Annotated in this window: 13 protein-coding genes and 1 pseudogene; 2 read left to right on the top strand and 12 right to left on the bottom strand. The window is 69.9% G+C overall.

The window, feature by feature from the left end; all coding sequences use genetic code 11:
• From C3488_RS31850 to C3488_RS31840, 3 genes and pseudogenes are all read right to left on the bottom strand, one after another.
• Window positions 1-344 (bottom strand): annotated as a pseudogene (locus C3488_RS31850) (aminoglycoside phosphotransferase family protein); the annotation flags it as partial.
• A 122-nt stretch (window positions 345-466) separates the two neighbouring features.
• Window positions 467-1,279: an HAD family hydrolase gene (locus C3488_RS31845; RefSeq protein WP_103844352.1), complete on the bottom strand. Its 813-nt coding sequence runs from the start codon at window positions 1,277-1,279 to the stop codon at window positions 467-469.
• Window positions 1,225-2,109: a winged helix-turn-helix domain-containing protein gene (locus C3488_RS31840; protein ID WP_103844351.1), complete on the bottom strand. Its 885-nt coding sequence runs from the start codon at window positions 2,107-2,109 to the stop codon at window positions 1,225-1,227. Before C3488_RS31840 ends, C3488_RS31845 begins: the two co-directional genes overlap by 55 nt.
• Window positions 2,110-2,333: 224 nt before the next feature.
• On the opposite strand from C3488_RS31840, the gene C3488_RS31835 reads away from it, so the two are divergent.
• Complete coding sequence (locus C3488_RS31835) at window positions 2,334-2,522, top strand: hypothetical protein (protein WP_103844350.1); 189 nt, start codon at window positions 2,334-2,336, stop codon at window positions 2,520-2,522.
• A gap of 5 nt (window positions 2,523-2,527) precedes the next feature.
• Here the strand turns inward: C3488_RS31835 and C3488_RS31830 are convergent, their stop codons facing one another.
• The 4 genes from C3488_RS31830 to C3488_RS31815 all read right to left on the bottom strand — a co-directional run bounded on the left by C3488_RS31830 (window position 2,528) and on the right by C3488_RS31815 (window position 6,818).
• Window positions 2,528-3,430, bottom strand: coding sequence for a winged helix-turn-helix domain-containing protein (locus tag C3488_RS31830; protein ID WP_103844349.1), 903 nt, complete (start codon window positions 3,428-3,430; stop codon window positions 2,528-2,530).
• A gap of 287 nt (window positions 3,431-3,717) precedes the next feature.
• Window positions 3,718-5,010, bottom strand: a complete 1,293-nt coding sequence (locus C3488_RS31825; RefSeq protein WP_103844348.1) for a GNAT family N-acetyltransferase — start codon at window positions 5,008-5,010, stop codon at window positions 3,718-3,720.
• Window positions 5,011-5,109: 99 nt separating this feature from the next.
• A complete protein-coding gene (locus tag C3488_RS31820) occupies window positions 5,110-6,090 on the bottom strand; it encodes an asparaginase (RefSeq protein WP_103844347.1) in 981 nt (326 codons plus the stop codon).
• Between the two features lie 107 nt (window positions 6,091-6,197).
• The gene (locus C3488_RS31815) at window positions 6,198-6,818 is read right to left on the bottom strand and encodes an AmfC protein (RefSeq protein WP_103844346.1); all 621 of its coding nucleotides are present in this window, start codon (window positions 6,816-6,818) and stop codon (window positions 6,198-6,200) included.
• 192 nt (window positions 6,819-7,010) lie between these two features.
• On the opposite strand from C3488_RS31815, the gene dtd reads away from it, so the two are divergent.
• The gene (gene dtd, locus C3488_RS31810; protein WP_103844355.1) at window positions 7,011-7,436 is read left to right on the top strand and encodes a D-aminoacyl-tRNA deacylase; all 426 of its coding nucleotides are present in this window, start codon (window positions 7,011-7,013) and stop codon (window positions 7,434-7,436) included.
• 47 nt (window positions 7,437-7,483) lie between these two features.
• Here the strand turns inward: dtd and C3488_RS31805 are convergent, their stop codons facing one another.
• The 5 genes from C3488_RS31805 to C3488_RS31780 form a co-directional block, all read right to left on the bottom strand.
• A complete protein-coding gene (locus tag C3488_RS31805; protein WP_103844345.1) occupies window positions 7,484-8,449 on the bottom strand; it encodes a folate-binding protein YgfZ in 966 nt (321 codons plus the stop codon).
• Window positions 8,450-8,459: 10 nt separating this feature from the next.
• Entirely contained in the window at window positions 8,460-8,897 is a 438-nt protein-coding gene (locus C3488_RS31800) for a Fur family transcriptional regulator (RefSeq protein WP_103844344.1), read from the bottom strand.
• A gap of 102 nt (window positions 8,898-8,999) precedes the next feature.
• Window positions 9,000-9,581, bottom strand: a complete 582-nt coding sequence (locus tag C3488_RS31795) for a DUF6518 family protein (protein ID WP_103844343.1) — start codon at window positions 9,579-9,581, stop codon at window positions 9,000-9,002.
• 367 nt (window positions 9,582-9,948) lie between these two features.
• On the bottom strand, window positions 9,949-10,323 hold the full coding sequence (locus C3488_RS31790; protein ID WP_103844342.1) for a lactococcin 972 family bacteriocin: 375 nt from the start codon (window positions 10,321-10,323) through the stop codon (window positions 9,949-9,951).
• Window positions 10,324-10,871: 548 nt separating this feature from the next.
• Window positions 10,872-11,447, bottom strand: a complete 576-nt coding sequence (locus C3488_RS31780; RefSeq protein ID WP_103844340.1) for an FABP family protein — start codon at window positions 11,445-11,447, stop codon at window positions 10,872-10,874.
• Window positions 11,448-11,508: the final 61 nt, after the last annotated feature.

Raw genomic sequence — 11,508 nt, 5'->3', positions numbered from 1 at the left:
TCCCCCGACGGGTGGAGCGCGCCCAGGGTGCGCCCCTCGATGAACCGCTGCAGCCGCACCTCTTCCGCCAGCTCGATGAGGTCCGGGATACCGCTGATACGTCCCTGCAGTGCCCGGAGCAGCTTCTCCTCCGAGGCGAAACAGCGGCGGTCGAACCAGAGCAGATTGCTGCGCGGCTCCCGGCACTTGCCCCGGCTCCGACCGGGCCCGGCGACCTCGGCGGGCAGAGGGATCACATACGTCTCATGGTGATAGCCCTCGAGCGGCCCCTCGACCACGCTCGGGTCGCCGCTCATCCGGGCGGCGCGGGCCCGTGCGGGAGAAGTCACACGTTCGGCAGACATCGTTCGTTCCTGGCCTGTGGCGCACCGGTGGTGCGGAGGTGAAGCACGGTACTGGTCCGCGAACGAGCATGCTGCCAGAAACGACCTGCGCGTGTCGGTCCCTCACCGGGCGGTACGCGACCTCACGCCTTCTCCCGCAGCACCCGCAGCACCGAGTCGAGCGAACGTACGACCGTCTGGGCGCCCGCCTCGCGCAGGAGTTTCTCCTTGCGGTCGGTGCTCCCGTAGCCGAGGAAGGGGACGCCGGCCCGGCGGGCGGCCTCGAGGTCGTCGGCCGTGTCCCCGATCATCAGCGCGCTCTTCGAGTCCGACCCCATGGCCCGCAGGGCGCGGTTGAGGTGGTACGGGTCCGGCTTCTGCTGATGGAGTTCCTGGGTGCGGCCGTAGATGTGCGGGGCGAAGCAGTCCACGAGTTCGCGGCTCTGCAGGTACCGGTGGACCGTGTCGGCCGCGTTGTTGGTGGTGACCGCGAGTCGCGCTCCTCTCGCGTCCCAGGTGCGTATCACCGGATCGGCGTACGGGGTGGGCCAGGCGGACGGGACTGCTTTCAGTTCCTCCCTCGTCAGCATGTCCTTCAGCGCGTCGACCAGGTCACTGTCCGGTTGCCGCTCATCGAGCGTGCGCAGGACGAACTGGGGGTCCGGATGCGCCCGTTCCTGCTCGGTCAGCAGCCCCTGCAACCCCTGCCGAGCCAGCCACCCCACCATCTCCTGCGCGATGTTCCGCGCGGAGTAGCCCGCGAACAGTCGGCAGATCGGCCCGTCGAAGTCGAAGAGCACACAGCGCGCACCATTGATCAGTTCGCGCAGCCTTTCCGTCTCTGCCGCCGTCGAATCGGTCCGCGTCGTATCAGATGTCGCATCAGAAGTCGCATCAGAGGTCACGAGGAAAGTGTCAGGTCCGTGGTGATGGTTTCCCAGAGGGCGTCGAACCACTTCTGGGACTCATCCACGAAGGCGTCGTCCCGCCGCCCCGCCCGGCGTTCGAAGGAGAAGAGGAGGGACGCGGCGCCGAGCGTGTCGTACATCTCGAGGGTCTGGCTGTTCACCTCCTCCTCGCGCTTGGTGAGCATGTAGTAGGCGATCAGCGCCTCCGTGCCGTTGAGGAGGTACAGCTTCACCGGTGGGGTGAAGGGCAGGGCGCGGAAGGTCACACTGACGTCGATGTTGTGCGAGGAACGCAGCGCCTGGAGGTTGTGGCGCAGCACGTGGCCCTGGGCGTTGCGCTGTTCGAGCCAGCGCTGGTGGACCGGGTCCTCGTCCTCGCCGGGGTTGTCGACCGAGATCGGGAACGCCAGGTTGATCTTCCGGGAGGGCAGCAGGATCCGCACGTCGATCGACCGGGGCCGGACGCGGCCCTCGTGGATCAGCCGGAGCGGCTCGCCGAGCGCCAGCATCAGGGTCTCGGCGGTCAGACAGGCGGCATCGATCCGCACGTTCGGCGAGGTGAACGCCTCGGAGAGCCTCGGTGCCAGCGCCACCATCGTCGGCTGCGGTTCGTCGCTGACCGGCGCGGGCTCGGCGATCCGGGGCGGGCTGCCCCGGCTCACGCTGCTGAGCAGGCCGTCGTCCTGGAGGACGCGCAGCGCCTGGCGGACCGTGCCCCGCTCCACGCCGAACTCCTCAGCCAGTTCCGCCTGGGTCGGCAGACGCTCGCCCGGCTTCAGCTCGCCGGTGCGGATCCGGGTCCGCAACGCGTCGGCGATCTCCTGGGCCGAGAGCCTTCTGCTGCCGTTCACTGCGACGTTCTCCTGAGTCACGACCAAACGCTACAACCCCCGCCCATCTACCGGGAGTTGTTTGAATGTTGTTTATAGATGCCGACCAACTGGGGATAACTTAAGTGCAGTTGGTTGCCAACTCGGAAGAGTTGGCGGAGGGTGACCCTCCTCTCGCACATCGTCCGCAGGTAGTTCCCGGATGCAGACGGCTCAATCCCTCTGTCCCGCCACCCGGATCCCCGAGGTCCGCCCCTGGAAAGAGGTTCACCATGCCCGCCCTCGCCCTTCTCTCCGCCCTCTTCGTCGTCGGATTCGACCAGTTCGTCCAGTGGAAGTACGGGACGATCGGCATCATCGGGCTGACGCTGCTCACCATCGGGATCAAGGCCAACAGCCCCGCCTGCAGCTCCATAGGGGCAGTCGTCCTCGCCCTGCTGGTCGCCCAGCCTGCGCTCTGACCAGGTCAGACGCCGAGATCCAGCTCCGAGCTGATCGTCTCCCACAGGGCGTTGAACCACAGGTGCGACTGCTCCACGAACGTCGTGTCCCGCAACCCGGCCTCCTGCGCGAACGGGAACAGCACCGACCGGGTCCCCTCGGCGTCGTACAGCTGCAGGTGCTCCTGGTCGATCTCCGCCTCGCGCCGGCTCAGCGTGTAGTACGCGAAGAGCGCCTCGGCGCCGTTGAGCAGGTACAGCTTCACCGGTGGGGTGAAGGGCAGGGCGCGGAAGGAGACGTGCACGTCGATGCCGTGGGTGCTGCGCAGCGCGAGCAGGTTGTGCCTGAGGACCTGGCCCTGGGCGTTGCGGTGGGCCAGCCAGCGACGGTGCAGGCGGTTCGGGTCCGCACCCTCCACCGGTGTGGGGAACGCCAGTTCGATACGACTGCTGGGCAGCAGCACGCGTACGTCGACCTTGGCCGGTTCTATACGCCCCGCGTGAATCTCGCGCAACGGCTCGCCCATCGCGAGCGTCAGCGACACCGCCGTCAGGCACAGGGCGTCGATCTCCACGTGCGGGGCCGCGAAGGCGGCGGATATGCGCGGGGCCAGCGCCACCATCGTGGGCTGCGGCGGGGCCTGCGGGCCGGCCGGCGGCCTCCCCGCGTGCCGCGCCACGGTCGCCGGGCTGCCCTTGGAGACGTCGGTCAGCAGGTGCTCGGACTGCAGGATGCGCAGCGCCTGACGCACGGCACCCCGCTCCACTCCGAACTCGTCCGCCAGCTCGGCCTGCGTGGGCATGCGCTGGCCCGGTCGCAGCAGCCCCGACCTGATCCGGCTGCGCAACTCGTCGGCCACCTCGCGGTGGGATCTCTGTGGCCGTTGTGACTTCTTCCGCCCGGCCGCGGCAGCGTGTTCCGGCTCCACGACCGAACGCTACAACTTCACGCCATCTTTCGGCAGTTCAGAGGAGGGTGGTTATGAGACGACTCCAAGTGGAGATAAGTCAGGTGGAGTTGGTCGCCAACTCCGGAAAAGTTGAACGAGCTTGAGTGTTCCTGACCGACATGGTCGTACGAGTGACCGGGCTCCCTTCCGGAGGGGAGCCGGGAGCCCGGCGTGCACCACCACAACCACAACTGAACAGCTACGGATGAACAAGCACAGCAGTCACCACCCGCACGGAAGGAGCGCCGGCCGAGAGCCCGTGGGGCTCAGAAGATGTCCGGGCACCACGGCCGCCTGGACGTACGCAGCAGGGCGTCGGCGACGGAGGCGGCGCCCTTTTGCTGTTCCCGTACCCGCCCGAGCGCGGCGCGCCGCACCGCGGACTCGTCCCCCAGCCACAGGGCCGCCAACTCGCCCACCGGAAGGGTCAGCTCGGGCTCCTCGTCGGTGCGCCGGCACTCGGCGCCGTCCGGCCCGGCCTGAAGCCGGTAGCGGCCGCCGGCGAGTCCGGCCTCGTCGACCACCTCCAGGACGAGCGTGCCGGACGTCGCGTAGGTGCGTGCCTCCAGGGCCCGTACGACGTCCAGGATGCGTACCCACAGCGTGTCCGCGTACGTGGTGAGGCGGGCCGCGCGCGGGTCCGGGAGGAGGTGGGGCAGCAGGTCGTCCGGGGCACGCTGTCCGGACTTCACGGTGGTGACCCAGTCGAGCGTGCACAGGTAGTGCCAGAGGGCGCGTTCGGCGGAGGGGCTGGTCGTGATCAGGCCCTTGACGGTCACCGTCTGCAGGGGCCGCTTGCCCTCACCCCAGCGGTCATCGCTCACGTAGGCGGCGAGACCGTCGATCTCGCCGGAGGCGGAGCGGTGGACGGCGTAGAAGGGTTCCGTCCAGTCGTCGTCGCTGATGCGCAGGGCACCCGTGTAGAACTGCCACCAGCGCTCGTCTCGGGAGACGGCGCCGGGCGTGGCGCGACGGAAGCGCTCGTGCAGCTCGGGGCCGAGTTTGCGGACATCGTCCGCGTCCACGAGGTCGATACGGCCGTCGTCGACGACCGGGCGGTGGCGCTCGAGGCCGGTGCGGGGGACGTCTATGGTCCACTCGGCGATGTGGGCGGCGGGGCCGAAGCCGTAGCGGCCGTAGATGGGGTATTCGGCGGCGGTGAGGGTGGCGACGACGTCGCCGCGGTCCTTCGCGGCGGCGAGGTCGAGGGCCATCATGCGCGTCAGAAGGCCGCGGCGGCGGTGGGTGGCTGTGACGGAGACGTTGGTGATGGCGTCGGCGGGGACCGGTGCGCCGCCGACGGCGGTCAGCTCCTGGGGGAAGGAGCGGAAGGTGGCGACGATGGGGGTCCCCCCGCTCGAGCGGAGCCGAGAGTGGGGGAGGGCGTCGTCGAAGGCCGCGAGGGTGCGGGCGGGGTTGATGTTGCCGCCGCGCACGGCGAGTTCCTGGTCGGAGACGTGGGGGGAGCTGAGGAACCCGGTGTGCAGGGCACGGATCCAGTCGGGGATCTCGGAGTCGGTGATGGGACGTACGTCGAGGTCCTGAGGATGGCGGCTCATGGGGTCACGGTAGGAGGGCGGGGGCGGAGGTGTCGCGTGGATTTACGACTGCCCCCGGGACCCCGCCCCGCCGCCCCCGGCAGCGCGCGAAGCCTCCTCCTAGAACACCGCCCGTATCTCCCCCACCTCACGGCCCCCGCCCAGCAGCGGTGCCCTGCCGATCCGCTCGACCACCGGTGCCTCCACCCCCATCAGGGTCAGTGCCCTGGACAGGACGGGGCCCAGGGTCCGGGTCGCGCCGTCGTCGATCTTGAAGGCCAGGGCGCGGCCGTCCGGGAGGGCCACCGCCTGGACCGCCTCCGCGCCCATCTTCGACAGGGCACCCGGTATCTCGCGCATCAGCCAGGTGTCGGGCCGACGTGTGCCCGCCACGTACTCCGGATGTGCCCGCATCGCGTCCGCCACGTGGCGTTCCGCCGTGCCCGGGGCCGCCAGGACGAAGGAGCGGTAGGCCCGGGCCAGGCCGGCCAGGCTGATCGCCATCAGCGGCGCCCCGCAGCCGTCCGTACCCACCGCCGCCACCGGCTCCCCGGCGGCCTCCTCCACCACGGTGTGGATCAGCTGCTGAAGAGGGTGCTCGGGGTCGAGGTACGTCTCCAGCGGCCAGTCCCGCAGCGCGCACGCCGCCAGCATCGCCGTGTGCTTGCCGGAGCAGTTCATGGTGACCCGCTCGCGGACGGCGCCCGAGGCCAGGTACGCCTCGGCCTCCTGCGGGTCCAGCGGCAGGTCCGGCGGGCACTGCAGGCGCTCGGGTGTCAGCCCGTGCTCCGCCAGCATCTTCCGCACCAGGTCCAGGTGGAACGTCTCGCCCGAGTGGCTCGCCGCCGCGAGCGCGAGCCGCTCCCCCGTGAGCTCCAGACCCGCGCGCAGCACACCGGCCGCCTGCATCGGCTTGTTCGACGAGCGCGGGAAGACGGGCGCCGTCACGTCGCCGAGCGCGAACTCCACGGAACCGTCCTCGGCGAGCACCACCAGGCTCCCCCGGTGCCGCCCCTCGACGAACCCGGACCGCACCACCTCGGCGAGCACCGGGGGCGCGGAGGACCGTGCGGATATCGCGGGCTGGGCGGAAGTCGGCATGGGTGGCGTTGCCCTTCGGGACGGGGACCTGGCCGGCACGGCCCGGGACGGGTTCCCTCCCGGGCGGCGGACACGCTCAGGGGCCCCGGGATGCCGGGGCCCTGGCGTCACGTGAGCAGGTCGTCTACTTGCGCTTCCCCTTCACGGTACCTGCGGGCGATCTCGGCACTGCAGTCGTCCGCCGTGCGCTGCAGATCCTGCCGCCGCCGGGAGACCTGCTGCTCGTAGCGCACGAGCCGTCCCATCCCCGCGCCCAACTCCTCGTCCGTGCGCGCCTGGAGGTCCGACAGCTCCACCTCGGCGAGCATCTCGGCCGCCAGCCGCCGGTACTCCTCGCCGTGCGGTGTGCCGAGAGTCACATGCCGGGCCGAGGACCGCTGGCGGGCGGGGGCGTCCCTGAGGATCTCCGGAAGCCGCTCCATGACCCCGTCCGGCGCCGCGCCGCCACCGCGCCGGGCCAGCTCCGCGCGCAGGATGTCGATACGGCCCTGCAGCAGCCGCCGCACGTAACTGAGGTCCGCCTCGTCCCGCTGGGCGTCCCGGCGCAGCGCGCGCAGCTCCGGCAGACCCAGGCCGGACAGGCTGGGCTCCTGCTGGTACGCCCTGCTCGAAGAGCTCGGGGGAGGATCCACGGGCAGCGGGGGGCTGTCCGTGCGCTGCACGGGCGCCCGGCACTCCGCCATGGTTGCCGTACGGGCGGGCTGCTGCCCGGTACTCGGTGTGCTCATGTACCTACCGTCCCCTTGACCGGCGCGGCACCCCCCACGGATGCGCCGCTAACACACGCATCGTGCCACTGCAAGTAGCCGTAATGTGGCCAAGTGACCATGGACAGCCCAGATGGGGGTGTTGAGGGTCAAGGCGGAACGACCAGTTGGCCGTATCCCGGCGCCGCCGTGCCGCACGGCATCATGGTCCTCATGCGTGCGGTGGTGCAGAGAGTCGACGGCGCGAGCGTCGTCGTGGACGGCGAGACGGTCGGCGAGATCAGCGGCGAGGGGCTGTGCGTGCTCGTCGGCGTGACGCACGACGACACCAAGGAGAAGGCGGCCCAGCTCGCCCGCAAGCTGTGGTCGATCCGCATGCTGCACGACGAGAGGTCCTGCTCCGACATCGACGCGCCGCTGCTGGTGATCAGCCAGTTCACGCTGTACGGCGACGCCCGCAAGGGGCGCCGGCCGACCTGGAACGCGGCTGCCCCCGGCGATGTCGCCGAGCCTCTGGTCGACGAGGTGGTCGCGCAGCTGCGGGCGCTGGGGGCGACGGTGGCGACGGGGCGGTTCGGGGCGGCGATGCGGGTGTCGCTGACGAACGACGGGCCGTTCACGGTGCTGCTCGAGATCTAGGTCCTCTCGTTCGGATCAAGCCGGGCTCGCGGGGGAGGGGCGGCCGGCTACGGCTCGACCACGACCTCCTGTGCGGCCGCCGTCTCTCCGGCCAGGAGCCTCGCGTCCACCGGGACGTTCCGTTTGACCAGGGCCAGGGCGACCGGGCCCAGTTCGTGGTGGCGTACCGACGTCGTCACGAAGCCGATCTTGCGGCCGTCGGGGCCGTCGTCCGCGAGGCGGAGCTCCGTGCCGTGCGGCGGCAGGTGGACCTCGCTGCCGTCGAGGTGGAGGAAGACCAGGCGGCGCGGCGGCTTGCCCAGGTTCTGGACACGGGCGACCGTCTCCTGGCCGCGGTAGCAGCCCTTCTGGAGGTGGACGGCGGTGCCGATCCAGCCCAGCTCGTGCGGAATGGTGCGGTGGTCGGTCTCGAAGCCCAGGCGCGGGCGGTGCTGCTCCACGCGCAGCGCCTCGTAGGCGAGGATGCCGGCCGCGGGGCCGTTCTTCTCCGCGTACGACTCCAGGTCCGCGCGCGGCAGGAACAGGTCACGGCCGTACGGCGTCTCGCGGACCAGCACTCCCTCGGGCGCCTCGGCGATCGAACCGGCCGGCAGGTGCACCACCGCGAAGTCGTCCGTCCGGTCGGCGACTTCGACGCGGTAGAAGAACTTCATCGACTCCAGGTACGCCGTCAGCGCGCCCTGGGTGCCGGGCTCGACGTGCGCCCAGACCGTCTCGCCGTCGTCGACCAGGTACAGCGCGTGCTCGATGTGGCCGTGCGCGGAGAGGATCAGTGACTCGGTGGCCCGGTGCGGGGGCAGTTCGCTGACGTGCTGGGTGAGCAGCAGGTGCAGCCAGCTCAGCCGGTCCTCGCCGCTCACGGTGACGACACCGCGGTGCGAGAGGTCCACGAATCCGGAGCCGTCGGCAAGGGCACGCTGCTCGCGGAACAGATCGCCGTAGTGGGCGGCGACGCCTTCGTCCACGCCCTCGGCGGGGACGGCGCCGGGCAGGGACAGCAGGGGACTCTTCATGGTCTCAAGCCTACGACGGGGTAGTTGAACTCTTGAGCGAACAGTCCTTGCACCGGCCGAAGATCGCGAAGTGCTTCATGTCCGTGTCGAAACCGAACGTCTCGCGCAGCTTGGCCGTGAACTCGGACGCCACCGCGACGTCCGCCTCGATCACGTTCTGGCACTCTCGGCAGACCAGGTGGATGTGGTGGTGCCGGTCCGCCAGGTGGTACGTCGGCGCTCCGTGCCCGAGGTGTGCGTGGCTGACCAGCCCCAGCCCCTCCAGGAGTTCCAGGGTCCGGTAGACGGTGGAAATGTTGACCCCCGACGCCGTCTTCCTCACCTCGCCGAGGATGTCGTCGGGGGTCGCGTGCTCCAGTGTGTCCACGGCTTCGAGCACGAGTTGCCGCTGCGGGGTCAGCCGGTAGCCGCGCTGCCGCAGATCGCTCTTCCAGTCGGTGCTCACCACGGCGTCCAGTCTAGGACGCCCGGATCGCTCGCACGCGGCTGACGACCTTCTCTGACGACCTTCTCCGGGCTGAGGTCCAAGGAAGGAGAGATGTCCGGCTTGTCACCCTTGTCCATCACTGGGCCGACCGCGGTGCCGCCGGTTGATCAGAACCGTGTACGCGGCCAGGGCAAGACAGGCAGCTACCGCGGCGAGGCGGGTGATCGTCCACGCCGTCTCACCGACCGGCCCCTGCACCGAGACCTCGGCTTGGAGCCGCGCCGATGTCTCCACGACAGCCAGCAGCGGGATCACCAGGCGGAAGGTGAGACCGCGAAGCCCACGCATGCGTGCCAGATTCCCGAGCAGCCCGAGAATCGGCCCGGCCACCAGAGCGACTGCGCCCCATGCGAGCGTGGCCGACAGGACTCCGCCCCAGGTGGTGTGCGCGTCCACCGCGTAGTAGGCGACGACAGCCGCGACCAGGGACGCCGCGGCCAGGGCGGCGGAGGCGACCCTGGATGCGCAGGCGAGGCCGACACAGAAAGCCAGGGCCGACCAGGGCCAAGCCTCGTTCACGACGAGATACACGGCACGGCCTGCCGTGGAGGCGTTCGTCTCAAGAAGGCGGGTGAGGGATCCGAGCGCCGCACCGGCCGCCAACGCGGCGGCAGGTGTCAGGATGCGGGAGCGTGGGGAGAACACGAGGTTCGAGAGAGCCCTTTCCGGTAACCAGGCGTCTGGGAACTGGCCTCTGCGCCAGTCTAGGGCGGTCGCCGTCGCGGGTTCACGGCCCGCCGCTCGCTCCACCCGACCGGTCAGGCCGCCGGGACGTGAGGCGCTGGGCGACCTGTGGATGTGGTGCCGGGTCCCGTTACCAGAACAGTGCCCCCCGGCGGAGCGAGCAGCACGGCAGCTTCCCCGCGCTCACTCGCGAAGGGGATGCGGAGGCGAAGGGCCGGCAGATCCCGGGAGTGTCCGCGAAGCCGCCCGGCTGCCTCCAGGACGAGGCCCAGGCGTGGCTTCGCGGACTCCCTCAGCTCCGCCCCGGCTCGGGGCGCGGCCGGAAGGCCTACTCGTCGACGCTCCAGTACGTGTAGCAGGTGTACGCGGCGCCTGCGGTTGTGCTGGCCTTGGCCGTCTGCTTGGCGAAGGCGTAGGCCTTGTTCTCAGCGTTGGCTATCTTCGCCGTGGCGTGGTGCATCTTCGAGCCGTGGAAGTAGTAAGAGAAGCAGCGCTTGCCGCCGGTCGTCAGCTCCCAGCCATAGGTCCAGGAACCACCACCGACGTCCTTGGTGTGAGTCTCACCGCCCGCCTGCATGGACGAGTTGAGGCGGATGACGGCCATGCCGGACTTCGCGTGCTGGAGGTCTGCCGCGCCTGCCGACGCAGCGGGCGCGATGACGGCCCCGGCGGTCATGGCCACGGCGGCGGTGACGAGCAGCACGGACTTACGAGAAGCTTTCAAGGTCAACCCCGTTCAACGTGAAAGCGTTGGATCGCCTACAGCGATGACTGACGCCAACCAGCCCTGGTCAGTGGGCAGTTGAGATCAGCACACGCATACGATAAGCCTGCTCCGCCCCGCCGGCATCAAGATCCTCATTCTGTTGTGGACATCACAAGAGCGAGGAGCTGTCAGTCCTGTCGTCAGCGCCGGTACGAGGGAATCCGGCGGACGGGGTCGCCGAGATCCGGAGGCTCCACGTGGAGGCGGAGGCCGGTCCGTGAGTGACGGGAAGCGACCACCGCCCGGGCGGGGAGTACCTGACCGCCGGCCTCCCCGTCGGCGCAGCGGCGGAGGCGGGGCGTGTCGCCACCGAACTCGTCGCCCTCGGACATCAAGCCGAGACGGCAGGCAGCCGGCTGGAGGGGAAGCCCGGCGGGCTCCAAAACTTCCCCGCTTCGGGCGGAACGGCTTAATCCAGTTCCGTGCCGCTACACCGCACGAGTGCGTTCATGTCGGCGACATCGTCCGGAACGGAGAGGGCCGGATCACTTGAAGAACGCGATCCCGTCGTCCGGGAGGTCGTCCGGGAGGGCCTTCGCCCAGCGCTCGACGTCCTCCGGGGTGACGACCTTCTTCAGGTGGGCCGACATGTACGGGCGCAGCTCGACCTCCGGGGTCTGCTTCTCGCCGACCCACATCAGGTCGCTGTTGACGTAGCCGTACAGGCGCTTGCCACCGGTGTACGGGCCCGAGGCCGCCGTACGGGCCACCGCGTCCGTCGCCAGGTCGATCTGCGGCTTCTGGTGCGCCAGCTCGCCGTACCAGACCTCGACGACGCCGTCGTTGCGGACCATGGTCACCTCGACCTTGCGGTCCGCGTCGATCCGCCAGTAGCCGGACTCCGACTCCAGCGGCCTGACCTTGTTCCCGTCGCCGTCCAGCACCCAGGTGTGCGAGTGGTACTCCAGGAAGTCCCGGCCGTCGTGGGTGAAGGACACCTCCTGCCCGAAGTTGCACTTCTCGGAGCCGGGGAAGTCGTGCACACCCGCGCCGGTCCAGTTCCCGAGCAGGAAGGCGAGCGGGACGAGGTCCTTGTGGAGGTCGGACGGGATCTCGATCATGAGCAGCTTTTCGTCGTGGGTGGCGTACGGGTCAGCGCTGGCCCTGGAACAGCTTCTTCAC

The sequence above is a fragment of the Streptomyces sp. Ru72 genome (genome assembly GCF_002920635.1).
Classification (GTDB): Bacteria; Actinomycetota; Actinomycetes; order Streptomycetales; family Streptomycetaceae; genus Streptomyces.
This window is presented reverse-complemented; position numbering and strand designations above follow the sequence as displayed.